Raw genomic sequence first — 25,280 nt, forward strand, 5'->3', positions numbered from 1 at the left:
CGTCTAAACACAACCGGCAAGCGTCGCGGCGGCAACGACCGTTCGACGCGAGCAGCGACGTGCGACTGAAGGTCGACGTCCAGCGCGGATCAGGAAGGTTTGCATCATGGCTGATGTGGTTCTCTCAGCAGCGGTTCGCCAGAATCTGCTATCGCTGCAGTCGACGGCCGATCTGTTGGCGACGACGCAGAACCGGCTTGCCTCCGGCAAGAAGGTCAATACCGCGCTCGACAATCCGACCAACTTCTTCACCGCGGCAGGGCTCGACAGTCGCGCCAGTGACATCAACAACCTGCTCGACGGCATCGGCAACGGCGTCCAGATCCTGCAGGCGGCCAACACCGGCATCACCTCGCTGAACAAGCTGATCGACACCGCCAAATCGATCGCCAACCAGGCGCTGCAGTCGAACGTCGGTTACAGCACCAAATCCAACGTCTCGACCACCATCGCCGGCGCCACGCCGAACGATCTGCGCGGCACCCAGACCTTCGCCAGCGCGATCGCGACCAGCAACGTGATCTACGACGGCACCGTCGGCGGCACCAACGGGGTGTCGGCGACCGATACGCTCGGCGGCGGCATTGGCAGCGTGTCGTCGCTTGCTGCCGTGACCAAGAACGTCGCCACCGACGCCACCGCGACCGGCGCCGTGCTGTACACCGGCACCGCGACTGCGACCGCGACCGGCACCGACCTGATCTCGTCGCTGACCAACGGTTCGACCACGACCCCGACAGGCCCTCAGGCGGGCGACGTGCTGGTGGTCGACGGCAAGACCATCACCTTCACCGCGACCGGCACGCCGACGATCGACAGCAACGGAAACTACACGCTGGGCGTCAACCAGCCGATCAACGCGCTGCTGGCGACCATCGACACCATCAATGGCAACACCTCCAACCCGTCGGTGGTCAATGCCGCCGGCCGGCTCGAGCTTCACACCGGCACCAATCGCGAACTGCAGATCTCCGACACCACCGGCGGCACCGTGCTGGCCAAGCTCGGTCTCGGCTCCTCGGTGACGGTGCCGCTCGGCAGCGCCGCTGCCACCGCGATCAACGCCAGCACCAAGCTGTTCAATTCCGTCGGCGGTCTCGGCGCTGCGATCGCCGACGGCACCACGCTGACGGTGAACGGCAAGACCATCACCTTCAAGGCTTCCGACCCGCCGTCGCCGTCGGGCCTGCTGGTCGGCTCCGGCGTGCTCGGCAACATCGTCGCCGACTCCCAGGGCAACTCGACGATCTATCTCGGCACCAGCAACACCTTCACCAATGCCACCGTCGGCGACGTGCTGACGGCGATCGATCTCGCCAGCGGGGTCAAGTCGGCGACGATTGCCGGCGGTGTCGCGACCTTCGCCGCCAACGGTACGCCGTCCTCGATCAGCACCGGCGGCGTGGTGACGCTGAATTCCTCCACCGGTGCGGACCTCCACGTCACCGGCCCGGCCGACTTCCTGAAATCGCTGAACCTCACCACCTCGACCGGATCCGGCCCGACCACGATCGACGTTCCGCGCATCACGGGGGCGGGCACCATCGGCACCCTGATCGAAGACGGGTCGATCCTGACCGTCAACGGCCAGACCATCACCTTCAAGAACGCACCGGTGCCGCTGCCCTCGGCGACCCACACCGGCGTGACCGGCAATGTCGAAACCGACGGCCTGGGCAATTCGACCGTCTATCTGCAGGGCGGCACCATCGCCGACGTGCTGAAGGCGATCGACCTCGCTACCGGCGTGCAGACCGCAACGCTGTCGCAGACGGGCGCGACGCTCACGACGCAGACCGGCGCTGCGAACTCGTCGCTGTCGAGCGGCTCGCTGAAGATCTCGACCGGCAGCGCCTCGGACCTCACCATCAGCGGCACCGGCAACGCGATGCTGGCGCTCGGCCTCGCCGGCAACACCGGCACCTCGACCGTGTTCCAGGCGTCGCGCGCCTCCGGCGCCGGCGGCGTCTCCGGCAAGACCATGACCTTCACCGCCTTCAAGGGCGGCACCCCGGTCAGCGTCACCTTCGGCGACGGCACCGGCGGCACGGTGAAGACGCTCGCCCAGCTCAACGCCAAGCTGGCGCCGAACAATCTGATCGCGCAGATCGACGCCAACGGCGTGCTGACCATTTCGTCGAACAACGACTACGCCTCGTCGACGCTCGGCTCGGCGGAGGACGGCGGCGTGCTCGGCGGCACGATCACCTCGACGCTGACCTTCACCACGCCGAATCCGCCGGTCGCCGATCTCAATTCGCAGACCGCGCGCGCCAAGCTGGTGGAGCAGTACAACAACGTCATCGCGCAGATCACCACCACGTCGCAGGACGCGTCGTTCAACGGCGTCAACCTCCTGAACGGCGACACGTTGAAGCTGGTGTTCAACGAGACCGGCAAATCGACGCTGACCATCGTCGGTACCGCGCTGTCGCCGGCGGCGCTGGGCCTGCCGACGCTGGTCGCCGGCGTCGACTTCATCGACAACGCCGCGACCAACAAGACGCTCGCCGCTCTCAACACCGCGTCGACCACGCTGCGCTCGCAGGCGTCGTCCTACGGCTCCAACCTGTCGATCGTGCAGATCCGTCAGGAGTTCGCCAAGAACCTCATCAACGTGCTGCAGACCGGCTCGTCCAACCTGACGCTGGCCGACACCAACGAAGAAGCAGCCAACAGCCAGGCGCTGTCGACCCGGCAATCGATCGCCGTGTCGGCGCTGTCGCTGGCCAACCAGTCGCAGCAGAGCGTGCTGCAGTTGCTGCGGTAAACACGGCGGTCCCGGCCTCGCGCCGGGACGGCGGCGGAGCAGCCCTGCTCGAAGCGTCGACGCGATTCGGCGTCGCGCAACCGCCTGTTCCATTTTTCCCCTGAAAGCACGGCGCGTTTGCACTGGATCGATTCGGAAACCCTGCGCATAAGGAAAAAGGGCTGGAGGATGAGTCGATCTCGGTCCGGTGACCGTACGCGAAGGGAGCAGCGATGCCTTTACGAGTCGAATTGAAGCCGTTCGAACGGATCGTGATCGGGCAGAGCGTGATCACCAACTCCGACACCCGCACGACATTTCTCATCGACGGCGACGCGCCGATCCTGCGCGAGAAGGACATCCTGACCGCCGAGACCGCAAACACGCCGGTCAAGCGCATCTATCTGTGCGTGCAGATGATGTATCTGCAGAACGACATTCCCGCCTATCAGGATCTGTATCTCGGCTTCATCAAGGAATTGCTCGAAGCTGTGCCGAGTTTTCGCGAAACGATCGAGGCGACCAGTAATCATATCTTAAGCGGCAATCTCTATAAGGCACTCAGAGAGCTGCGCCCCCTCATCAAGCGTGAAGAAGAACTGTTGTCGAGGTAGCCGATGTCGAGTGCCGCGCAAGCTTACGCCAGAACCGCGCAGAGAACCGCATCTCCTCGCGAAATCGAAGCGCAAGCGCTGCTCAAGGCGGCCAAGCAGCTCCAGGACGTCGTCACCAACTGGAACGAGAAGGGCGCGATCGGACTTCAGGAAGCGCTGATGTTCAATCGCAAACTGTGGTCGATCTTCGTCTCCGAAGCGATGCGCGACGACAATCCGCAATCGATCGAAATTCGCCAGAACATCGCCAACATCGGCGTGTTCGTGCTCAGCCAGTCCAGCGCGCTGCAGATCAAGCCGGAAGTCGAGCGCCTGCAGGCGCTGATCGACATCAACCGCAACATCGCAGCGGGCCTCAGCGGTCGTCCCTGATGCTGCCGACGTGGACGGCGTGCCGACGATTTTCGATCACAGCTTCTTTTACCCAGCAGCAATCGCCCGCGCCCGCGATCGGCAGGCCGGGAAAGCCATCGGACGATCCGAGGGCAGGTCAGACGATGCGGTCGGTGGCGAGCGCCCCGATACGTTCCGGTTTGGACTGATCGAGCTCGCGGAAGTAAGCGCGTGCCTTGAGCTGCCAGGACTCCGGATATTGGCTGATCACCGCCTTGGTATCCCGATCGACCGCGACGTAGACCATCTCCGCCGCCGCCTGATCGAAGATCACCTGGCGCAGCACGGACGACGACGCATTGGTCTCGGCCTTGACCGTAGCCGATCCGAATCCTTTCTCCGCCGCGGTGACGCTCTGCGGCGCGGGCAGGTCGGTCGGGATCGCAGTTCGCGCCGCCTCAGGCTCCGGCCTGATGATCGGCGTAGTCACCGGCGCCCCCACCGGCTTCACGTTGAAATCGATACTCATGTCAGCCTCCTGGCCTCCATCAGGTCAATCCCACACCTCCGCCAGCATCGTGGCAAACAGTTCTGAAATTCCTCCTGCAAAGATGACGATGATTTGAGTCGAATGCAGCATGTCGCATGGACGTGCACGATCGCGCGGCACCGGGTGTCGCGCGATCCAGCGGCGGGACGTCTGCGAGGTTACAGCGAGCGGCTGACCGCGATCGGTGTGAGCTGGCGCGGGCTCGGGGCGGTGGGCCGGCCGTAGGCGGTGTAGGTCTGCGGCGAGTTGCGCTTCTGCACTTCGGCGTTGACGCCGCGCACGATGCCTTCCGACACCGCGTGGGCGGTGGCGAGCACGGTGAGATTAACCTGCAGCATCGCGCGGAACACTTCGTGATGCCGATGCAGCGTGGCGAGCAGCTCGGGCGTCGCCTTGGCCATATAAGGCTGACTCGCGCGCACCAGGGTGATCGCCGTGATGTATTGCTTGGTGCGCCCGGTCTTGTCGCCCTCGAGCCGCATCGCTTCGGCGATCTGGCCGGCGCGGACCAGTTCGGTCTCGCGCTCGATCAGTTTCAGCAGCCCGTCCATCACCTCGATCAGGGCTTCGGCGAGCTTGCGGGCTTCGGCCGGAGTCGCCACCGGCTGCGCCGCGGCGGGCTGAACGGACTGATTTTGCGTGGAGATCATGGCGTCGTCCTCTACGGGCTCAGGAGCGGGCTGCCTGTTGCAGGATCAGGGAGCGGTAGACGTCGCTGGCGATGCCGACGCCGCCGGCTTTGGCGATGGTCTGCGAATACTGCTCGGTCAGCATCGATCGCCAGACGCCGGTGCCGACGGTGTCGCCGAACGGCCCGTCTCCCTTCAGCCCGGTCGTCATCTGCGAGAACATGGTGTTGAGGAACATCGCCTCGAAGTCCTTGGCGGTCTTCTGGGCCTTGTCTTTGACCTTCGACGGCACCTGCGCCAGCGCCTCGGCGAAGGCAAAGTCCGGCCGGCCGTTGTAGGTCGGAAGCGTCGGGCCGTAGGCGGAAGCGAGCGTCATCACATCACCTCGATGTCGGCTTCGATCGCGCCTGCGGCTTTGATCGCCTGCAGGATGCCGATCAGGTCGCGTGGTCCGATTCCCAGGCTGTTGAGGCCGTCGACGAGCTGCTGCAGCGACACGCCGTCCTTGACCACCGCGAGCTTCTTGCCGTCCTCGGTGACGCCGATCCGTGAATTCGGCGTGACCACGGTGCGGCCGCCGCCAAGCGGATTGGGCTGGCTGACCTGCGGGCTTTCGGAGATCGACACCGTCAGGTTGCCCTGGGCCACCGCCACGGTCGCGACGCGGACGTCACGTCCCATCACTATGATACCGCTGCGCTCGTCGATCACGATCTTGGCGGCCTGATCGGGCTCGACCTGCAACTGCTCGATCTCGGTCAGCAGCGCCACCGCGTTGCCCTTGAATTCGGCCGGAATCGAGAGCTGGACGGTCGAAGGATCGAGCGGCTCGGCGCATTTGGTGCCGAGATAGTCGTTCACCGCGGCGGCGATCCGCTTGGCGGTGGTGAAGTCGGAGTTGCGCAGCGCCAGCCGCACATTGGGCAGGCGGTTCAGGGCGAATTCGATCTCGCGCTCGATGATCGCGCCGTTGGCGATCCGGCCGACCGTGGGCACGCCGCGGGTGATCTTGGCGGCCTCGCCCTCGGCCTGGAAGCCGCCGATCGCCAGCGAGCCCTGGGCGACTGCGTACACATTGCCGTCGGCGCCGAGCAGCGGGGTGACCAGCAGGGTGCCGCCCTGCAGGTTCTTGGCGTCGCCGAGCGCCGAGACGGTGACGTCCATCCGCGTTCCCTGGGTGGCGAATGGCGGCAGATTGCCGGTGACCATGACGGCCGCCACGTTGCCGGTGCGGATGGTGGCACCGCGGATGTTGACGCCCATCCGTTCCAGCATCGCCTGCAGCGACTGCTTGGTGAAGGGAATGTTGTTGAGAGTGTCGCCGGTGCCGTTGAGGCCGACCACCAGGCCGTAGCCGATCAGCTGGTTCTGCCGGATGCCCTCGATGTTGGCGAGGTCCTTGATCCGCGAGGTCGCGTTCGCCGCCACGCCGGTCAGCAGCAGCGCGCACAGCACTGCCGAGGCCAGCTTGAGGATTCGGGTGGTCGGGCGCGGCATTCACGGCTCCTGTCGATCCGCCATCGGCTTTCGCCGACGACGTGGGTCGGCTCAGCCTTGCCAGTCCTGTGCCACCCCTCGACGTCGCGCAACTTGTTGATTTGCCGAGGGTAAGTTCCGTTTCGGCGAGTTCCGTCCGGGTTCCCGCCACGGCGAAACTGCCGTCCCCGGCAAATCTTGCCGGGTGTTTACTCGCCGTTAACCATAAATCTGTTTCCTCAGGGTCGGGGGCCTCAGCCCTGTTGCCGCCCTGGGTGTAAGCTGTTCCACGCGGCGAGCCTGGACACGGCGAGAGAAGCGATGCGCATTTACGGTCCGAACGGCACCACCACATCGACCGGCTCCGGCACCGTCCGGCGCTCCGGATCGAGCACGTTCTCGTTGCCCACCGCGCCGACGCCGTCGGAATCCAAGCCGATCAGTGCGCCGCGGCCGGCGGCAGGGCTGGACGCTCTGTTGGCCATGCAGGGCGTCGAGGACGCCACCGAACGCCGCAAGCGCTCGGTGCAGCGTGGCCGCACCGCGCTGGATGCGCTCGACGATCTGAAGATCGGGCTGCTGTCCGGCTCGCTCGACGCCGCCATGGTGGCGCGGCTGCGCGCTGCGGCGGCCGAATTGAAGAATTCGTCAGGTGATCCCGGCCTCGATGCCGTGCTGGGGGAAATCGAGCTGCGAGTCGAGGTCGAACTCGCCAAAGCCGGCCAAGCCTGATCTCGCGCCCAAATCCAAGGCAGGTCGAATCCGGTCGCACGCCTGTTCCTCGGCCGTGCGACGGGCCGAGCTATCGCTGCGGTCGATATTGTCTGTCACAACCGCGCGCTATATAAGCTGCCGCGCAGGCGGGGTGTTTACCGCCCAATGTGAATCATGGATTGCCCTTGGAAAAGTTGAAAGACTATCGACCATCCGAGAAAGAGCCGTTCATGAACGAGCGGCAGCGCGAATACTTTCGCGCCAAATTGTTGGCTTGGAAGGACGAGATCCTGCGTGAAGCCAAACTCACGCTCCAGGCACTGCAGGAAGAGAACGTCAATCATCCCGATCTGGCCGATCGCGCCTCTTCCGAAACCGACCGCGCGATCGAATTGCGCGCTCGCGACCGCCAGCGCAAGCTGATCGCCAAGATCGACGCGGCGCTGCAACGTATCGAAGACAACACCTACGGCTACTGCGAAGAGACGGGTGAACCGATTTCGCTGAAGCGGCTCGAGGCGCGCCCGATCGCGACGCTCTCGGTCGAAGCCCAGGAGCGCCACGAGAAGCGCGAAAAGGTGTATCGCGACGAATAGACCGGTCGGCTCATCGAAGTTTTACGGCGTCGCCTCCAATCGGAAGCGGCGCCGTTGTTTTTTTGGCCGGGCCGTGCTGCACGACAGGGTGTCGAACGACGCGGACGCGACCAGTCCGCGCTGCTCAATGCCGGCGCTGACGTTGACGCGGCGGCGGCACCTGTTGCGGTTCGGCGTCCTGCTCGCGCGCGCCGAACGCGACCATCGGATTGATGTCGCAATAGGCCCGGGTGCCGGAGGCGGTCACCATGCATTGCTGATAGGAGTCGAACTGGCAATTGCCGGGATAGCCCCATTCGCCGCCTTGCAGGCAGTAGGGGAAGTCGCGGGCCGAGGCCGGAGCCGCCGCCAGGGTGAGAAGGGTCGCGGCCGCGAGCAAAGCGGCGCCGGTCTTGGTCATCTGGTCTCTCCATTGAGCCCGAGGACTCCCCTGCAGGAATCGTCGGTCGCGGGGGGAAGTTAGCGTCTCCCGGTCGCGATACAACTACGAGCGCAGGATGCCGCCGATGCGCCGGATCATGTCTGCGGATGTCTGGACAGGCGGTTTATGATCCGCCGTAATGTGGCGTGTCCCGCATCGTGCCGCTCAGGAGCAGCGCCTCAATCTTTCCGCGTCATCGCCAGCAGTCGCGCCAGCAGCTTCTTGCGATCCATCCGGAGATCCGGGGCGAGGTGGGTGAGGTCGGCGAGCCAGGCGCCGTCGGCGGCGAGACGCACGATTTCCAGCGCCGGCGCCGAGTCGGTCTTCTTGTGCTTGGTCAGCCATGCCCGCATCCTGGCCGACCAGCGCGGCCGCAGCAGCGGATCGGTCATCATCGATACGGCCAGCGCGCCGCCGCATTGGCTGTCGTCCTGGTCGCTGAGATCGAAGGTCGCCCGGACATAGGCGCGGGTGAAGCAGCCGTAGCTGGAATGGTCGTCCTGCAGCGCGTCGTCGACGGCGGCGCCGAACACGTCGAGCTGGGCGTCGAACACTGCCTCGATCAGTTTGTCCTTGGTCGGGAAATGATGAAACAGGCCGCCTTTGGTGACGCCGGCCGCGGCGGCGACGGCCTGCACCGTCACCGCCTGCAACCCCCGCTCCAGCGCCAGGGCGGCGGCGCAATCGATCAGGGCGCGCCGGACGACTTCAGGTTGTTTCTTTCGCTCATAGGCGCTGCTCATCGCGGCGACAGGCTTTCCCTGTGACGGTTCGGTGAATCTAGACGGGCGGCGGTTGTCATTGTCAATCAGATAATATACCAACCGGCCGGTATCTTTTGAGCGGTTGCGGCGAGGCTGGGGAGCCCTGCGGCCGCGCCGAGCAAAGGTGATGAGCGTGAGGACGCAGACGATAGCCGCTCTCCGGGCCGCTTGCGCGTTTGGCATGATGGTTGGCCTGGCCGGCTGCGGCGAAGGCAAGCAGGCCGGCCCAGCCGAGAAGCAAGCGCCGCCGGTCGTGGTGAGCGTGGTGACGGTCGCGCCGGAAACGCTGCGCATCGTCAGCGATCTGCCGGGGCGGATCGCGCCGACCCGGATCGCCGAGGTGCGCCCGCGGGTCTCCGGCATCATCATCGAGCGGGTGTTCAAGCAGGGCACCATCGTCCAGCAGGGTGACGTGCTGTACCGGCTCGACCCGGCGCCGTTTCAGGTCCGCGTCGCCAGCGCCAAGGCGGCGCTGCAGCGCGCCGAGGCGACGCGCGCCCTCGCCGCGCAGCAGGCCGAGCGCCAGACCAAGCTCAAGGACCGTGATGCGACCACCGGTCAGCTCTACGACAAGGCGGTCGCCGAACTGGCGCAGGCGGAGGCCGACGAGGCTTCGGCGCGTGCCGGACTGCAGGCGGCCGAGCTCGATCTGCAATACACCGAGGTGCGCGCGCCGATCACCGGCCGCATCGGGCGCGCGCTGATCACCGAGGGCGCGCTGTTCACCGTCGGCGGCAGCGAGAGTCTGGCGACGATCCAGCAGCTCGATCCGGTCTATGCCGACTTCACTCAATCGGCAAACGAGATGCTGGCGCTCAAGCATGCCGCGCAGCGAACCGCAAAGCCCGGCGACGCGATCGAAGCCGAGGCGCGCCTGCGGTTCGACAATGGTACCAACTACGCGCATCGCGGCCGGTTGCTGTTCTCCGAGGCCTCGGTCGACGCCACCACCGGGCAGGTGACGCTGCGCGGCGAGTTTCCAAATCCGGACGGCGATCTGCTGCCCGGCATGTATGTCCGGGTGCAACTGGTACAGGGCGAGGAGGCCGGCGTGCTGGCTGTTCCCGACCGCGCGTTGCGCCGCGATCCCGGCGGGCAGGCGCAGCTTTATGTCGTCACCGCCGATCGCAAAGCCGAGTTGCGGCCGGTGACGCCGACGCGTCTGGTCGATGGCCGCTGGATCATCGCCGCCGGCTTGAAGGCCGGCGATGCGGTGATCGTGCAAGGCTTCCAGGCGCTGTCACCGGGTGCCTCGGTCGATCCGCAGCCATGGTCCGGGATCGCGGCGGCGGGCGCGGCCAGCGCCGCCGCGCAGGCGAAGTGAGGCTCGGCGGTCATGCCCGATTTCTTCATCGCGCGGCCGGTGTTCGCGTGGGTGGTCGCCATCTTCATCATGATCGCCGGCGCGTTGGCGATCCCGTTTCTGCCGGTCGCGCAATATCCCAATATCGCGCCCGCCAAGATTTCCGTTACCGCCAACTACCCGGGCGCGTCGTCCGAGGAAATCTACCAGGGCGTCGTCCGGCTGATCGAGGATCAGCTCGCCGGCATTCCCGGCCTGATGTACTTCGAGTCGACCACCGACGCGACCGGCCAGATCTCGATCGAGGTCTCGTTCCAGCCCGGCACCTCGCTGGCGCAGGCGACGGTGGATGTGCAGAACCGCATCCGCCGTGTGGAGTCGCGGCTGCCGAGCGCGGTGACGCAGCGCGGCATCCTGGTCGACGAAGCCTCCAGCACCTTCCTGATGTTCATCTCGGTGCAGACCACCGACGGTTCGCTCGATAGCATCGCGGTCGGCGACTACATCATCCGCAACATCATCAGCGAGATCCGCCGGGTCGAGGGCGTCGGCAAGGCGCAGCTGTTCGGCACCCAGCGGTCGATGCGGGTCTGGATCGATCCGGACAAGCTGTTCGGCGTCGGATTGACCGTCAGCGACGTCTCGGCGGCGATCGCCGCGCAGAACGCGCAGGTCGCGGCCGGGCGGATCGGCGCGATGCCCAATCCGGTGTCGCAGGAGGTCACCGCGCCGGTGCTGGTCAAGGGCCAGCTCGGCACGCCGGAGGAATTCGGCGCCATCGTGCTGCGCGCCAACCGCGACGGCTCGTCGGTGCGGCTGCGCGACGTCGCCCGTGTCGAGGTCGGCGGCGAGGACTACAATTCGGAGAGCCGGCTGAACGGTCAGCCGGCGGCGTCGATCGGCGTCCAGTTGTCGGCGACCGCCAATGCGCTCGCCACCTCCAGGGCCGTCACCGCCAAGATGAAGGAGCTCGCGCAGTATTTCCCGAAAGGGATGACCTACGAGATTCCATACGACACCACGCCGTTCATCAAGGCGTCGATCGAGAAGGTGCTGTACACGCTCGCCGAAGCGGTCGCGTTGGTGTTCGTGGTGATGTTCCTGTTCCTGCAGAACATCCGCTACACCCTGATCCCGACCCTGGTGGTGCCGATCGCGCTGCTCGGCACCTGCGCGGTGATGTTCGCCACCGGCTTCTCGATCAACGTGCTGACGATGTTCGCGATGGTGCTGGCGATCGGCATCCTGGTCGACGACGCCATCGTGGTGGTCGAGAACGTCGAGCGCCTGATGGCGACCGAGGGGCTGTCGCCGCGCGAGGCGACCATCAAGGCGATGAGGCAGATCAAGGGTGCGATCGTCGGCATCACGCTGGTGCTGACGGCGGTGTTCCTGCCGATGGCGTTCTTCCCCGGCGCGGTCGGGATCATCTATCGGCAATTCAGTCTGACGATGGTGGTGTCGATCCTGTTCTCGAGCTTCCTGGCGCTGACCCTGACGCCGGCGTTGTGCGCCACCTTCCTGAAGCCGGTGCCGGACGATCACCACGAGAAGGCCGGCTTCTTCGGCTGGTTCAACCGCAGCTTCGCGCGCATCGCCGGCCGCTACCGTAGCGGCGTCCGCTGGGCCACGGGGCGGACCGGGCGGCTGATGGTGGTGTATCTGGCGCTGCTGGCCGGCCTCGGCTGGGCTTACTTGCGGCTGCCCGCGGCGTTCCTGCCGACCGAGGATCAGGGTTATCTGATCGTCGACATGCAGGCGCCGACCGAAGCGACCCAGACCCGCGCGATGACGTCGATCGAACAGGCCGAACGCGTCTTTCTCGCCGACCCCAGCGTGTCGCAAGTGTTCACCGTCGCAGGCTTCAGCTTCTCCGGCAATTCGCAGAGTGCCGCGGTGGCCTTCGTGACGCTGAAAGACTGGAGCGAACGCGGCCATGATAGCGCGGGGGCGATCGCCCGGCGCGCCAATGTCGAACTGGCGAAGATCGGCGATGCCGCCGTCATGGCATTCGAGCCGCCGCCGATCGACGGTCTCGGCAATTTCACCGGCTTCACCTTCCGACTGCAGGATCGCGGCAGCCGCGGCAATGCGGCGCTGGATGATGCCGCGACGCGTCTGACCGCGGCCGGCGCCGCCAGCCCGGTGCTGGCCGGTGTCCGGGTCGAGGGCCTGGCCAATTCCGCCCAGCTCCATCTGGTGATCGACCGTGAGAAGGCGAACGCGCTCGGCGTGTCGTTCGCCGATATCAACGCCACCATCACCGGCAGCCTCGGCTCGGCCTACGTCAACGACTTCCCCAACGCCGGCCGGATGCAGCGCGTCACCATCCAGGCGCAGGACGATCGCCGGATGCACGCGGACGATCTGCTCAAGCTGAATGTCCGCAATGCCGCAGGCGGCATGGTGCCGCTGTCGGCGTTCGCGCGGACCGAATGGTCGAAGGGACCGATTCAGGTGATCGGCTTCAACGGCTATCCGTCGGTGCGCTTCGCCGGCGACGCCGCGCCCGGGCATTCATCGGGCGAAGCGATCGCCGAGATGGAACGGCTGGCGAAACAATTGCCGCGCGGCTTCGGCTTCGAATGGGCCGGGCAGTCGCTGCAGGAGATCCAGTCCGGCAATCAGGCGCCGTTCCTGCTCGGCCTCAGCGTGCTGTTCGTGTTCCTGCTGCTGGCGGCGCTGTACGAGAGCTGGTCGATCCCGCTGTCGGTGATGCTGGTGGTGCCGCTCGGCATCATCGGCGCGCTCTTCGCAGTGATGCTGCGCGACATGCCGAACGACATCTACTTCAAGGTCGGCCTGATCGCGATCATCGGTTTGTCCGCCAAGAACGCGATCCTGATCGTCGAATTCGCCAAGGATCTCCATGCCGATGGCAAGCCGCTGCGCGAGGCGGCGATCGAGGCGGCCGGCATCCGCTTCCGTCCGATCATCATGACCTCGCTCGCGTTCATTCTCGGCGTCACGCCCCTGGCGTTCGCCAGCGGTGTCAGCGCCGGCAGCCAGAACGCGATCGGCACCGGCGTGTTCGGCGGCATGCTGTCCGCCACCGTGCTGGCGGTGCTGTTCGTGCCGGTGTTCTACGTCTTCGTGCTGCAGAAGGTGGAGCGGCGGAAGGCGGGAGGCAGCAAGGGCGCGGCGGGCAAAAGCGAGCTGCGATCGACGACGGTTGCACGATCGTAGGTGCTGTTAGCTAATCGTCATGGCGGGAGAAGCCGGCCATAACGGAAGTCACTTAGCACGTTCAGCGACGCCTGCACTGCTTCAAAACGACCGCGGCCTCCGTCCGGAGGGAGAGCCGGACGGAGGCCGCGTGGAACACCTGACCGCGCCTAGGTTCGCGGTCGGGTGTGGGAGCTCGTTGGGTGAGTCCGCATGATCTGATCCCGAAAACCGGTGTCCACTTTTCGGGTTCATGCGGATCAGAACGGCAGCAGCACGTCCATCACCTGTTGGCCGTAGCGCGGCTGTTGCACGTCGGTGATCTGGCCGCGGCCGCCATAGGCGATGCGGGCCTGCGCGATCTTGCTCGAGTCGATGATGTTGTCGCTCTGGATGTCCTCGGGCCGCACGATGCCGGCGACGATCAGTTCGCGGATCTCGAAATTGACCCGGATCTCCTGTTTGCCCTCGACCACCAGATTGCCGTTCGGCAGCACCTGCGTCACCACCGCGGCGACCGTGGTCTGCAACGCTTCCTGGCGCTGCACCGAGCCCTTGCCGTCAGACGACGATGTGGAATCGGTGGTCAGGATACGGCCCGGCAGCACTGCGGTCGCGGGGGTCGTGATCGTCTTGCTGCCGATGAAATCGGTGATGCCGGAGTCTTCCTTGCTGGTGCGGCTGCGCTGGGTCTCGTTGGCGATGTTGGCCTTGTCGGTGAAGTTCACGGTCACGGTAAGAATGTCGCCGACCTTGGCGGCGCGCTGATCCTTGAAGAACGCGCGGCTGCCGTTCCGCCACAGCGAGTTGGCGTTGTAGGACGCGACTTCCGGCTTCGGCATCGGCATCTGCACCGGCTTGTAGCCGGGTTGCGTGGTCGGGTTCTCGATCGGGGTGAGCGCTGGGCGTTCGCCGATCGCGGCGAGACGATCGATCGAGGAGCAGCCCCCGGCAAGTCCGCCCGTCGCCACCAGGGCGGCGACCAGAACGATGCGTTGCAGCGGTACCGGCTTGGACATGAACGTTACTCGGGTTTGGTGGCACTGGCGACGATGCGCGGGGAGATGACGGTGATCGCGACCTGGCCGCGGCCGATCACGGTGCCGGTGATGGTGCGCTTGGATTGCAGGTTGAGCACGTTGACGACGTCGCCCTCGGCGCCGGTGTCGAGCGCCTTGCCGCGCGCGGTGAGATAGATGCCGGCGGCGCGATAGATCAGGGTGACGCCCTGATCGCGCGTCACCAGGTCGGGCTTGGCGAGATCGGCGCTGCGCACCACCTGACCGCTGCGCAGCGTCTGCCGCGCCTGCATCCCGATCGCCGCATCGCGCGATGCGGCGTCGGAGGCGACCTCGCTCTTCGGCCGGCGCTCGGTCACGATATCGGACGCCTTGATCACCTCGTTCCGCTGCACCGGACGGGTCAGCACGGTGGCGATCACGGTTTCCACCGCGGTGCCGGTGAGCCGGAGCCGAGCCGGGGCGGCGCCTTCGCCGCCGTTGATCTCGTAGCTGATGTCGAACCGGCCGCTGCGGACGTCGAACCGCTCGCTGACGAGTTGCGGGGCGCCGGCATAGCTTGCCGGCAGCGTCCTGCTCTCGATGTCCCGGTCGAAGTTCACGGTCAGGTCCTCGGCGGCGCCGAGATTGTGGCGCTGCTGCAGGGTCTGGATCACCTGCTGCTCGATTTCCTTGGCCGCCAGCGTCCGGGCGAGCCGGGTCACGGTGACTTCGGAGATGTCGCGGGTGTCGACCCCGATGACCTGATGCGCGCTTAGCGCGGCGAGCACGGTCGCGGTCGGCAGCGCACCGGTGGTGCCGAGATCGGGCGACCGATAGATCGCGATGTTGGCGGCGGAGCCGGCGTTGTCGATCACGTCGCCGATCCGCACCAGCTCGCCGGTGACTTCGACGTGGCGGCGCAGCACCGGTGTTTTCAGCACCTCGCTCGGCTGCAACGCGGCGGCCGGCTGGCTCTGCGGAGCGACTGTCTGGCCGGAGGCGGTGGCACCGGCGGCGGCGGCGAAGCTTGCCGCGAGGAGGAGAGCCCGGATCATCTGACGCCTCCCTCAGCGGAACATGTTGGCGGTGGACTGCAGCATCTGGTCGGCTGCGCTGACCACCTTGGCGTTCATCTCGTAGGCGCGCTGCGCCGAGATCAGGTCGGAGATTTCCGTCACCACCTCGACGTTGGCCTGCTCGAGCGTCTTCTGCAGGATGTCGCCGAGGCCGTCCGCGGTGGCGATGCCGTCCTGCGGCGTACCCGAGGCCGGCGTTTCGACGAACAGGTTGTCGCCCTGCGGCTGCAGGCCGGCCTTGTTGATGAAGCGGGTCAGGCCGATCTGGCCGAGCACGGTCGGCGTGGTCGAGCCTGAGACCGTCACCGAGACCTGGCCGTTGGAGGCGACGGTGATGCTGGTCGCGCCGTTCGGAATGGTGATTGTCGGCTGCACCGGGTTGCCGCCGGCGGTGACGACGCGGCCGGTGTTGTCGGTGGTGAACGAGCCGTCGCGGGTGTAGGCGAAGGTGCCGTCCGGCATCTGGATCTTGAAGAAGCCTTCGCCGCGCACCGCCATGTCGAGGTCGTTGCCGGTCGGCGACAGCGTGCCCTGGGTCATCAGCCGCGGCGTGCCGACGGTCTTGACGCCGCCGCCGATATCGACACCGACCGGCAGGATCGTGCCCTGGTCGGACGCCTGCGCGCCGACGCGGCGAACGTGATCGTAGATCAGGTCCTGAAACTGCGCCGTCTGCTTCTTGAAGCCGGTCGTCCGCATGTTGGCGATGTTGTTGGAGATCACCTGGACGTTGAGCTCCTGGGCCGCCATCCCGGTCGCCGCGGTGTAGAGTGCGCGCATCGTGGGTCTCCGTTAGGCCGGCACTTCGCCGAGTTTCTCGATCGCGGATTTGCGCAGCTCGCTCTGCTGCTGCAGCATCGCCGAGATCTGCGTGTAGGTGCGGGTGACCTCGATCATCCGGGTCATTTCCAGCACCGAGTTGACGTTCGATTTCTCGACATAGCCCTGGCGCAGCACCGACTTGATGTCCGGCGTGCCCTGATCGGAGGTCGGCGCGAACAGATTGCCGCCCTCCTTGATCAGGCTCTGCGGCCGATCGAACGACACCACCCGCAGCTTGCCGCGCAGCGAGTCGATGATCGAAGTGCCTTCGAGGACGCTGACGCGGCCGTCCGGCGAGATCGAGACTTCCTTGTCGGTCGGCTGGATCACGATCGGACCGCCGGTACCGAGCACCGGAAATCCGGAGCCGTTCACGAGCTGGCCCTGGGCATTGATCTTCAGGGAGCCGTCGCGGGTGAAGCGCTCGCCCTGCGGCGTCTGCACCACCAAGAAACCCTGGCCGTCGATCGCGACGTCGAGCGGGTTCTTGGTCTGCTCCAGCGGGCCGGTCGACAGGTCGTGAAAGGTGGCGCGATCCTGCACGAAGCTGATGCGCCGGTCCGGACGCGCGAAGTTGTCTTCGTGCGCGCCGGTGTTCAGAAATTCCTGAAACATCGACCGCTCGGCCTTGAAGCCGGTGGTGCTGATGTTGGCGAGGTTGTTCGCGACGACATCCATCTGCCGTTCGAGCACGACCTGCCGTGACAGTCCGACGAGAAGCGCATTCTCCATCGGTGGTTCTCCCTTCAATGACCCGCCGCCAAGCCCTCCCAGACCGTCGGCGGATCGTACGAACCGCAGGCGCTCTCCCAAGCGCGCGGCTCACCGAACACCTTGCGAGCCTCGTGCCAACATATAAAATCGTTGTCAGTCAGTAACTTAGTTGTTTCCGGCGCCCCGGGTTAGGCGGCAAGAAAGGTCTTGTTGACCATACCGGGCGGCAAATTCTTCCTAGTCCCGGGCGGCGCGGAAAGGTTCCGTTAACCATTGCGACATAGCGTCGGGAAATCAGAGCCTTGGGCGCTGGCGGCGTTAGTCTCGCGTTTACGGTTCGCCTCGGCCGCGGCTCGCATTTCAGGACACGGGCGATTCGGCCGATGGCGGACGCAGAGAAACCGGAAGAGGGCGCCGACGCCGGTGAAGGCGGAGCGCCGAAGAGCAAGAAGAAGCTCATCATCATCATCGCCGCGGCCGCCCTGCTGCTGATCGGCGGCGGTGGCGGCGGCTGGTTTTTCTTGATGCGTGGCCATGACGACAAGGACAAGGATCACCACGCCGAAGCCGCCAAGGCCGTGAAGCCGCCGAGCTTCGTCGAAGTGCCGGAGATCATGGTCAACCTCGCCGGCACGCCGGGCGAGCGGGTGCAGTATCTCAAGGCCAAGGTCGTGCTCGAAGTGAAGGACGAGAAGCTGGTCGAGCAGATCAAGCCGAACATGCCGCGGATCACCGACCTGTTTCAGACCTATCTGCGCGAGCTGCGCTCGGGCGATCTCAACGGCTCGGTCGGGATGTTTCGGATGAAGGAGGAGCTGACGCGCCGCGTCAACATGGCGATCGCGCCTGCGCAGGTGTCGGCCGTGTTGTTCAAGGAAGTGCTGGTGCAGTGAGCTGATCATGGCCGGCCAGGACCAACTCGACCAGGACGCAATTGCCGCCCAGTGGGAAGCCTCCATGGCGTCGGAGGATCCCGAGGCCGCGGCAAAGGCGGCAGCGGAAAACGAACTCACCGGGACGATGGCGGAGCAATGGGCCGCCATGGTCGAGGACGGCGGCCGCGATCTCGGCGGCAGCAAGAACGGCGGCGAGCGGGTGCTGTCGCAGGAGGAGATCGACAATCTCCTCGGCTTCAGCGTCGGCGAAGTGCACCTCGACGAGAACTCCGGCATCCGCGCGATCATCGACTCGGCGATGGTCTCCTACGAGCGTCTGCCGATGCTCGAAATCGTGTTCGACCGCCTGGTGCGGTTGATGACGACGAGCTTGCGCAATTTCACCTCGGACAACGTCGAAGTCTCGCTCGACCGCATCACCTCGGTCCGCTTCGGCGACTACATGAACTCGATCCCGCTGCCGGCGGTGCTGTGCGTGTTCAAGGCCGAGGAGTGGCAGAACTTCGGTCTCGCCACCGTCGATTCCAGCCTGATCTATTCGATGATCGACGTGCTGCTCGGCGGCCGTCGCGGCCAGGCCGCGCTGCGGATCGAGGGCCGGCCCTACACCACGATCGAAACCAATCTGGTGAAGCGGCTGCTCGAGGTTGTGCTCGCCGACGCCGAGCAGGCGTTCCGGCCGCTTTCGCCGGTGTCGTTCTCGATCGACCGGCTCGAAACCAATCCGCGCTTCGCCGCGATCAGCCGGCCCGCCAACGCCGCGATCCTGGTCCGCCTGCACATCGACATGGAAGACCGCGGCGGCAACATCGAACTGCTGCTGCCCTACGCCACGATCGAGCCGATCCGCGGCGTGTTGATGCAGATGTTCATGGGCGAAAAGTTCGGCCGTGATCAGGTTTGGGAAGGTCATCTCGCCACCGAGATCGTGCAGGCGGATATTTCGGTCGATGCGGTGCTGTACGAAGCCGAACTGCCGCTGCGGCAACTGATGGCGCTGCAGGTCGGCGACACCCTGCCGCTGGAGTTGCGTGCCGACGCGACCGTGACGGTGCGCTGCGGCAACGTGGTGCTGACCGAAGGCCGGATGGGCCGGGTCGGCGATCGCGTCGCTATTCGCGTCACCAAGCCGTTGCGTAGGCCGCTCACTACCTACGCGATGTTCGAGCGCACCGACGAGCAGAGCAAAATGATGGAGGCACAATGAGCCACACCTTCGCAATCGTCATCGAAAGCCTGGTCGCCGTGCTGCTCCTCGTCACCGTCGGCTATTGCTGGCTGCTCAACAAACGGCTGTTGCGGCTGAAGGCCGACGAAGCGTCGCTGAAGGCGACGATCGGCGAATTGATCACCGTCACCGAGATCGCCGAGCGGGCGATCGGCGGGCTGAAGCTGACGGTGCGCGAGGTCAACGAGAATCTCGGCCGCGACATCGCCGCCGCGTCAGCGCTGTCCGATCAGTTGAAGAAGCAGCTCGGCGAAGGCGACAACGTGCTGCGGCGACTGTCGAAGATCGTCGCGGCGGCGCGGCCGGCGGGCGAGCAGCCGGCGGTATCTGCGGCGCAGGCCAACGCGGCGGCGGCGCAGGCGTTCGCGGAGCGTAGGCGACACAACGGCTTGGCTGCATGAACGCATTCCGGGACATCCGCATCCTTCCGGTGGTGCTGGTCGCGGTCTTCGGCCTCGCGGTGCTGAAGATCGCCGGACTGGTGCTCGATGGCGGCTACGTGTTCGATTACGACCCGAATGCGACCAAGCCGTCATGGGCCCAGGACAACCTGAACTTCCCCGGTCGGAAGCCGGTCGATCCCGACATCACCGGCTCGGTGGCCAGCGCGCCGAAGAAGAAGGAAGAAGAGCCGAAGCCTGCGGTGGCGGCGCCGGAGCAGACCAAGCCGGCCGAGACCGAGCCGGAAACGCCGCCGATCTCCGCATCGGAGCGCGCCATTCTGGAGCGGCTGCAGGCGCGTCGCCAGGAGCTCGAGGCCCGCGCCCGCGAAGTCGAAATCCGCGAGAGCCTGCTGAAGGCCGCGGAGAAGCGGATCGAGTCCAAGGTCCAGGAGATGAAGCAGACCGAGGGCCAGATCGGCAAGGCCAACGAGGAGAAATCGGAGGCCGATGCCGCGCGCTTCAAGGGCATCGTCACGATGTACGAGTCGATGAAGCCGAAGGACGCCGCCAAGATCTTCGATCGGCTGGAGATGCCGGTGCTGATCGAGATCGCCACCCAGATCGCCCCGCGCAAGATGTCCGACATCCTCGGGCTGATGACGGCGGAAGCCGCCGAGAAGCTCACCGTGGAAATGGCCCGCCGCGCGACCGGCAAGGCCGCGGTCGCCGTCTCCAACGCGGTCTTGCCGAAGATCGAAGGCCGGCCGATGCCGCGACCCTGACCCAGCCGGACGTGTCGAGCGAGCCTAGTCGCAGATCCGCGTCAGCACCGCTCTGAAGCCGAGCGAAGGCGCCTCCGCCGCCATGCCCTCGACCTGTGCGTAGTCGCCGATGGTCGAACCGTGAAAGTCCACCCGCACCTCGTCGACGCCGAATACCGATTGGATCGAGGGATCGATGGTGTGACGCCGGGCGGTGACTGCGCCGCGTATGGTCTGACCGTTCTGTTCGAACGACCCGACATAGGCGAAGGCTGAACTTCCGCCCCGCAATCGGCCGTCTGCTGCGAAAATCACTCCCACCGCCTTGCGGCGTGGCGTTTCGAATTCGACTTTGTAGAGTCCCTTCAGCAGCATGGTTTGGTCGGGTCCGATTGCCAGTGGCGTCGCGCGCGTCGCAGAGCGACGCACGCGCATTGCGGATGTCGATCATTGTCTCGTCGGCGGGAGCCGGCCCCAAGCCGTCGAAGCCGAGCACGGCCGCCGCCAGGGCAGCCGAGAGCAGCGTCGCGGTAAGGCAGAAGCGGTCACGGTCACATGAAGGGATGTTCGGACGGGGATCCTCCCCACTTTGGTAAATACTACCAAAAACGTGTTTAAGTCGACAATCTAAATCTCTGATTGCGAACATGCGAAGTCGTTGCAGCGGTACTGCTGTAGCTATTGCCGCGGCGGACGATGGTTAAACCACCGTTAACGGCTTCTGTGCCCTAGTGGCAGCAGGCTGCGGTTCTGTGCGCTTCCGCCGCGCCCGACCGCATGCGCGAAGCGTATAGTGATTGCGAGCTGCGAAGCCGCTCAGACCGGCAGACGACAGGGTCGTTGACCGAAAGACACGACGGATGGCGCGAATGGCTGCCGCTGGAGTTTGGTCACAGGCGCTGGTCAGGCGCGTCGCACGGCTCTGCCTGGCGCTCGCGCTGCTGATCGCTGCCGCGCTGACCGCGCAGCCGGCTGCGGCGCAAGTCCGCGGCGAAGCCAGCTTCGAAGCCAAGGGCGGTTACGGCCGGTTGCTGCTCAAGCTCGCCGAAGACGTCGAGTCCGATGTTGCGACTGCCGGGCTGATCGTGGTGATCCGCTTCAAGCGTCCGGTCGATATTCCGGTCGACAAGCTCGCCGAGTCCGCATCCGGTTACATCGGTTCGGCGCGCGTCGATCCGGACGGTTATGCAATTCGCCTGGCGATGACGCGCAAGCTCACCGTCAACGCGATGGCGGCCGGCGAGCGACTGTTCGTCGATCTGTTGCCGGAGAACTGGACCGGTGCGCCGCCCGGGTTGCCGCCCGACGTCGTCAAGGAACTGGCCGAGCGGGCGCGCGCCGCCGAGCGGGCGTTGCGGGCGCAGCGCGCCACCGCCGAAGTGAAGAAGCGGCCGCCGATCCGGGTCCGAACTTCGGTGCAGCCGACCTTCGTGCGCTACGTGTTCGAGGTCCCGCCGGAGGTGCGGGTGTCGTCGACCCTGACCGATCGCAAGCTCAGTGTGCAGTTCAACACGCCGCTGACCTTCGACCTCGCGGACGCGCAGCTCGCCTCGCCGCCGAGCGTCGCCTCGATCGCGCAGGCGATGGACGGCGGCAACTCCACCGTCGACTTCACGTTGATCGGTGGCGCCGACGTACATTCCTTCCGCGAGGAGAAGAACTTCATCATCGATGTCGGCTTTCAGCCTTCCGGCTCGGAGTCGCCGCAGACCATGGGACCGTCGGCACTGAAGCTGCCTGAGATCGGCAGGCTCGATCCGAAGCAGTTCCTTCAGGCCGATGCGCCGGCGCCAAAGCCGGCCGGCGAGGCGAAGGCCGAGACCGAGCAAAAGTCGGATACCAAGCCGGCCCCTGCCGCGGCCGAAGCGAAGCAGACCAAGCCGGCGACACCGGCTGGTCCGCAGCGACCACCGGCCGCCTCTGTCACCGCGGCGCCGACTCCGCCGCCATCGCTGGCCGGGCCTTCGGTGACGCCGTCTCTGGCCGGCCCGCCGGCCAGGCCGTCTTCCGCCGCTGCGCCGCCTGCCGAGATCCGCATCGCGGCGCCCGCGCCGCCCGCCGAACCCGTCGTGGCGGCTCCGCAACCGGCGCCGGTGGCGAGCGCTCCCGCGGCCGAGCCGCCGCCGGCCAAGCCGGCGGTGTCGAACGTCGCGAGGCCGGTCGAAGTGCGGATGCGCAACGACGGCCTGCATCTCGCTTTCACCTTCGCGGCGCCGACGCCGGCGGCGCTGTTCCGCCGCGGCGACGTGCTGTGGCTGGTACTCGACAACACCGCGGCGTTCGACCTGTCGGCGATCCGCCGCGAGGGCAGCGCGGTGGTCGCCGATGCCAGCCGGGTGCCGCTCGCGAGCGGGCAGGCGATCCGCATCCAGCTCGGCCGGCCGCAGATCGCGACGCTGAACGAGGAAGACGGCTCCGGCCGGAGCTGGTCGGTGATCCTCGCCGATGCCGGCCGCGCCGCCTCGCAGCCGCTCACCGCGGTCCGCAACATTGCCGATCCGGCGCGCGCCAGCGTCTCGATCGCGCTGCCCGCGATCGGCCAGGTGCAACGCCTGGCCGATCCCGATGCCGGCGACACGCTGACCGTGGTGACGGCGCTGCCGCCGCCGCGCGGCTTCATCAAGCGGCAGAATTTCGTCGAGTTCAATCTGCTGGAATCGATCCACGGCGTGGTGATCGATCTGAGGTCCGACGACGTCAGCGTCGAAGCCGCCGCCGATGCGGTGGTGCTGACCCGGCCCGGCGGCCTGACGCTGTCGTCGGCGCCCGAGACCAACGGCGATACGACCGCCGAGCGGCCGTTCTTCGACGTCCGCCAATGGGACAAGGATCAGACCGGCAGCTTCAACGAGATGCTGGACGCCCGTCTGGCGGCGGCTTCGGTGGCCGACGGTGACGACAAGCTGCCGGCGCGGCTCGATCTTGCGCGGTTCTACATGGCGCGTGGACTGTACCCCGAAGCTAAGGGCGTGCTCGATCTGGCGCTGTCCGCCAGCAAGCCGGGTCAGGAAGACGCCGCGACGATGCTGGGACACGCCGCCGCCAGCGCCCTGATGTGGCGGCCGGAGCAGACGCTGAAGGACGTCGCCAATCCGACGATCGCCTCGACCTACGACGCGCAGATGTGGAAAGGCGTGGCGCTGGCCCGGCAGGGCAAATGGGCGGAGGCGCGCGAGAAGCTGAAGAGCGTGCAGTTCGCCATCACCGCGCTGCCGCTCGACATCCAGCGCGCGGTGCTCGGTGCCGCGATGCGGGCCTCGCTCGAAGTCCGCGATTACTCCGGCGCCGCCAAGCTCAGCACCGATTTCGATCTGGTCGGAGTGTCGCCGGAAATCCGGCCGCAGGTGATGGTGATGCGCGGCTGGCTCGACGAGGCGCTCGGCCGCGAGCAGGACGCGCTGAAGAAATACAAGGAGGCGATGGCCTCGCCCGATCGCCAGGCCGCCGCCGAAGCCCGGTTCCGCGACATCCTGCTGCGGCTGAAGCGCGACGAACTCACGCCGGCGGACGCGCTGCCCGAACTGGAACGGCTGTCGGTGAACTGGCGCGGCGACGACCTCGAAGTCAGCACCCAGCAGTTGCTGTCGAAGATGTACGCCGACGCCGGCCGCTATCGCGAGTCGCTGCAGGCGGCGCGGGTCGCGACCCAGCTCGCGCCGAACTCCGAAGCCGCGCGCAAGGCGCAGGACGACTCCCGCACGCTGTTCTCGCAGATCTTCCTCGGCAGCAAGGGCGACGACCTGCCGCCGATCGAGGCGCTGGCGATGTTCTACGAGTATCGCGAGCTGACGCCGATCGGCCGTCGCGGCGACGAGATGATCCGCAGGCTCGCCGACCGTCTGGTCGCGGTCGATCTGCTCGATCAGGCCAGCGAACTGCTGCAATACCAGGTCGACAAGCGGCTCGAAGGTGCCGCCAGGGCCCAGGTCGCCGCCAAGCTGGCGATGATCTACCTGATGAACCGCAAGCCGGATCGCGCGATCGGGGCGCTGCACTCGTCGCGGATCGCCGATCTCGCCGGCGAGCTGCGTCAGCAGCGGCTGCTGCTGGAAGCGCGGGCGCAGAGCGATATCGGCCGCCACGATCTGGCGCTCGATATCATCAGCAACATCGGCGGCCGCGAGGCGATCAGGCTGCGCTCCGACGTGTATTGGGCGGCGCGGCGCTGGCGGGAATCGTCGGAGCAGATCGAGCTGTATCTGGGCGATCGCTGGAAGGATTTCACGCCGCTGTCGGCGGCCGAGAAGAGCGACGTGGTTCGCGCCGTGGTCGGCTACGCGCTGGCCGAGGATTCGCTCGGGCTGGACCGGTTCCGCGAGAAGTTCGCGCCGCTGATGACCGATCCGGCCGACCGCGCCGCGTTCGACATCGCCAGCCAGCCGACCGCCGGCAACAGCGCCGCTTTCGCGGCGATCGCCAAGATCGCCGCCAGCGTCGACACGCTCGAGGGCTTCCTGCGCGAGATGAAGCAGCGCTTCCCCGACGCCTCGGCCCGCGCCGTCCCGCCCGGCGCCGACATGACCTCGACCGGAACGCTGCCTCAGATCCCGCCGAAGGTCCGCGTCATCCAGACGGCGCGGTAGCGGTTACTGACTTCACGAGAACCGCCCACCGGGACGCTTGCAGCGCTTCGGGGTGCCCCCGGGATTAAACGGTGGGAGTGAGTGCCACGGTCCTAGTCAAAGGACTTCATACCGCCTCCGGATGACAATACCTCACAATCCTCGGTTGTGAGTGTAGGATCGGCGCGCACGCTTCAATCGTTGGGCGGACCGACCGTGGTACAGAAGGTGACTGCGACACCCTTGCAGCCCTCCGACGGAGGGGGCACATTTGATGGCATGGGAGCTCGGATCGCGAAGCTGGAAGCCGCCGTCGAGCACATCGAGCGCGACATCGGCGATATCAAGACGGAGCTACGCAGCCTCCGCGGCGAGGCGCGCGTCGATTTTCGTCTGCTGTTTGGTGCGATCATTGCCGTCGCTCTAGGTGTGAGCTTTCATTAGGTTGTCCATCCGGTCCGGACCGGGGATGCTGAGGTTGCGATGCTTCAGTATCCAGGGAGGGACCGGATGAACATTCACA

The 25,280-nt window shown here is 66.2% G+C and carries 24 protein-coding genes; 13 read left to right on the top strand and 11 right to left on the bottom strand.

What is annotated here, in order from left to right; translation table 11 throughout:
• Window positions 1-106 precede the first annotated feature (106 nt).
• From DWA33_RS06390 to flaF, 3 genes are all read left to right on the top strand, one after another.
• Entirely contained in the window at window positions 107-2,770 is a 2,664-nt protein-coding gene (locus DWA33_RS06390; protein WP_114357254.1) for a DUF1522 domain-containing protein, read from the top strand.
• 212 nt (window positions 2,771-2,982) lie between these two features.
• Window positions 2,983-3,363, top strand: a complete 381-nt coding sequence (gene flbT / locus DWA33_RS06395) for a flagellar biosynthesis repressor FlbT (protein ID WP_114357255.1) — start codon at window positions 2,983-2,985, stop codon at window positions 3,361-3,363.
• Window positions 3,364-3,366: 3 nt separating this feature from the next.
• Window positions 3,367-3,735 (top strand): flagellar biosynthesis regulator FlaF, encoded by a 369-nt coding sequence (gene flaF, locus DWA33_RS06400; RefSeq protein WP_114357256.1) that lies wholly within the window; start codon window positions 3,367-3,369, stop codon window positions 3,733-3,735.
• Between the two features lie 118 nt (window positions 3,736-3,853).
• Here flaF and DWA33_RS06405 read toward each other — a convergent pair whose 3' ends face one another.
• The 4 genes from DWA33_RS06405 to DWA33_RS06420 all read right to left on the bottom strand — a co-directional run bounded on the left by DWA33_RS06405 (window position 3,854) and on the right by DWA33_RS06420 (window position 6,372).
• A complete protein-coding gene (locus DWA33_RS06405; protein ID WP_114357257.1) occupies window positions 3,854-4,225 on the bottom strand; it encodes a hypothetical protein in 372 nt (123 codons plus the stop codon).
• A 179-nt stretch (window positions 4,226-4,404) separates the two neighbouring features.
• Window positions 4,405-4,896 carry a hypothetical protein gene (locus DWA33_RS06410; protein ID WP_114357258.1) on the bottom strand — a complete coding sequence of 164 codons (492 nt, stop codon included), beginning with the start codon at window positions 4,894-4,896 and terminating at the stop codon, window positions 4,405-4,407.
• Between the two features lie 19 nt (window positions 4,897-4,915).
• Entirely contained in the window at window positions 4,916-5,251 is a 336-nt protein-coding gene (flgJ, locus tag DWA33_RS06415; protein WP_114357259.1) for a flagellar assembly peptidoglycan hydrolase FlgJ, read from the bottom strand.
• Window positions 5,251-6,372, bottom strand: a complete 1,122-nt coding sequence (locus tag DWA33_RS06420; RefSeq protein WP_114357260.1) for a flagellar basal body P-ring protein FlgI — start codon at window positions 6,370-6,372, stop codon at window positions 5,251-5,253. Before DWA33_RS06420 ends, flgJ begins: the two co-directional genes overlap by 1 nt.
• A 300-nt stretch (window positions 6,373-6,672) precedes the next feature.
• Between DWA33_RS06420 and DWA33_RS06425 the strand changes: the two genes are divergently transcribed.
• Complete coding sequence (locus DWA33_RS06425) at window positions 6,673-7,083, top strand: flagellar assembly protein FliX (RefSeq protein WP_114357261.1); 411 nt, start codon at window positions 6,673-6,675, stop codon at window positions 7,081-7,083.
• A gap of 167 nt (window positions 7,084-7,250) precedes the next feature.
• Window positions 7,251-7,661: an RNA polymerase-binding protein DksA gene (gene dksA, locus DWA33_RS06430; protein ID WP_013501217.1), complete on the top strand. Its 411-nt coding sequence runs from the start codon at window positions 7,251-7,253 to the stop codon at window positions 7,659-7,661.
• Window positions 7,662-7,785: 124 nt separating this feature from the next.
• Here dksA and DWA33_RS06435 read toward each other — a convergent pair whose 3' ends face one another.
• Complete coding sequence (locus DWA33_RS06435; protein ID WP_114357262.1) at window positions 7,786-8,061, bottom strand: DUF3551 domain-containing protein; 276 nt, start codon at window positions 8,059-8,061, stop codon at window positions 7,786-7,788.
• 200 nt (window positions 8,062-8,261) lie between these two features.
• The gene (locus DWA33_RS06440) at window positions 8,262-8,825 is read right to left on the bottom strand and encodes a TetR/AcrR family transcriptional regulator (RefSeq protein WP_114357263.1); all 564 of its coding nucleotides are present in this window, start codon (window positions 8,823-8,825) and stop codon (window positions 8,262-8,264) included.
• A 202-nt stretch (window positions 8,826-9,027) separates the two neighbouring features.
• Here DWA33_RS06440 and DWA33_RS06445 point away from each other — a divergent pair, with 202 nt between their 5' ends.
• Complete coding sequence (locus tag DWA33_RS06445) at window positions 9,028-10,170, top strand: efflux RND transporter periplasmic adaptor subunit (protein WP_430707862.1); 1,143 nt, start codon at window positions 9,028-9,030, stop codon at window positions 10,168-10,170.
• A gap of 12 nt (window positions 10,171-10,182) precedes the next feature.
• Window positions 10,183-13,335, top strand: coding sequence for an efflux RND transporter permease subunit (locus DWA33_RS06450; RefSeq protein ID WP_114357265.1), 3,153 nt, complete (start codon window positions 10,183-10,185; stop codon window positions 13,333-13,335).
• 239 nt (window positions 13,336-13,574) lie between these two features.
• Here the strand turns inward: DWA33_RS06450 and flgH are convergent, their stop codons facing one another.
• Genes flgH through flgF form a run of 4 tightly spaced genes read right to left on the bottom strand, consistent with a single transcriptional unit; the run spans window position 13,575 to window position 16,945 of the window.
• On the bottom strand, window positions 13,575-14,333 hold the full coding sequence (gene flgH, locus DWA33_RS06455; protein WP_114357266.1) for a flagellar basal body L-ring protein FlgH: 759 nt from the start codon (window positions 14,331-14,333) through the stop codon (window positions 13,575-13,577).
• A gap of 5 nt (window positions 14,334-14,338) precedes the next feature.
• Window positions 14,339-15,370 carry a flagellar basal body P-ring formation chaperone FlgA gene (gene flgA / locus DWA33_RS06460; RefSeq protein ID WP_114357267.1) on the bottom strand — a complete coding sequence of 344 codons (1,032 nt, stop codon included), beginning with the start codon at window positions 15,368-15,370 and terminating at the stop codon, window positions 14,339-14,341.
• Between the two features lie 12 nt (window positions 15,371-15,382).
• Window positions 15,383-16,171, bottom strand: a complete 789-nt coding sequence (flgG, locus tag DWA33_RS06465) for a flagellar basal-body rod protein FlgG (RefSeq protein ID WP_114357268.1) — start codon at window positions 16,169-16,171, stop codon at window positions 15,383-15,385.
• Between the two features lie 12 nt (window positions 16,172-16,183).
• Entirely contained in the window at window positions 16,184-16,945 is a 762-nt protein-coding gene (gene flgF / locus DWA33_RS06470) for a flagellar basal-body rod protein FlgF (RefSeq protein WP_114357269.1), read from the bottom strand.
• Between the two features lie 365 nt (window positions 16,946-17,310).
• On the opposite strand from flgF, the gene fliL reads away from it, so the two are divergent.
• The 4 genes from fliL to DWA33_RS06490 are packed head-to-tail and all read left to right on the top strand — an operon-like array spanning window position 17,311 to window position 20,216.
• Window positions 17,311-17,820 (top strand): flagellar basal body-associated protein FliL, encoded by a 510-nt coding sequence (gene fliL / locus DWA33_RS06475; protein WP_114357270.1) that lies wholly within the window; start codon window positions 17,311-17,313, stop codon window positions 17,818-17,820.
• A 7-nt stretch (window positions 17,821-17,827) separates the two neighbouring features.
• Window positions 17,828-19,030 carry a flagellar motor switch protein FliM gene (fliM, locus tag DWA33_RS06480; protein ID WP_114357271.1) on the top strand — a complete coding sequence of 401 codons (1,203 nt, stop codon included), beginning with the start codon at window positions 17,828-17,830 and terminating at the stop codon, window positions 19,028-19,030.
• Window positions 19,027-19,452 carry a DUF6468 domain-containing protein gene (locus DWA33_RS06485; protein ID WP_114357272.1) on the top strand — a complete coding sequence of 142 codons (426 nt, stop codon included), beginning with the start codon at window positions 19,027-19,029 and terminating at the stop codon, window positions 19,450-19,452. The genes fliM and DWA33_RS06485 overlap by 4 nt, the downstream gene beginning before the upstream one ends.
• The gene (locus DWA33_RS06490) at window positions 19,449-20,216 is read left to right on the top strand and encodes a MotE family protein (RefSeq protein WP_114357273.1); all 768 of its coding nucleotides are present in this window, start codon (window positions 19,449-19,451) and stop codon (window positions 20,214-20,216) included. The genes DWA33_RS06485 and DWA33_RS06490 overlap by 4 nt, the downstream gene beginning before the upstream one ends.
• Window positions 20,217-20,240: 24 nt before the next feature.
• On the opposite strand, the gene DWA33_RS06495 is transcribed toward DWA33_RS06490, so the two are convergent.
• Window positions 20,241-20,570, bottom strand: a complete 330-nt coding sequence (locus tag DWA33_RS06495) for a hypothetical protein (protein WP_114357274.1) — start codon at window positions 20,568-20,570, stop codon at window positions 20,241-20,243.
• A 485-nt stretch (window positions 20,571-21,055) separates the two neighbouring features.
• Here DWA33_RS06495 and DWA33_RS06500 point away from each other — a divergent pair, with 485 nt between their 5' ends.
• Window positions 21,056-24,778 carry a tetratricopeptide repeat protein gene (locus DWA33_RS06500; protein ID WP_114357275.1) on the top strand — a complete coding sequence of 1,241 codons (3,723 nt, stop codon included), beginning with the start codon at window positions 21,056-21,058 and terminating at the stop codon, window positions 24,776-24,778.
• Window positions 24,779-24,973: 195 nt separating this feature from the next.
• Entirely contained in the window at window positions 24,974-25,201 is a 228-nt protein-coding gene (locus DWA33_RS24895; RefSeq protein WP_147270226.1) for a hypothetical protein, read from the top strand.
• Window positions 25,202-25,280: the final 79 nt, after the last annotated feature.

Source organism: Rhodopseudomonas pentothenatexigens (genome assembly GCF_900218015.1).
Classification (GTDB): Bacteria; Pseudomonadota; Alphaproteobacteria; order Rhizobiales; family Xanthobacteraceae; genus Rhodopseudomonas; species Rhodopseudomonas pentothenatexigens.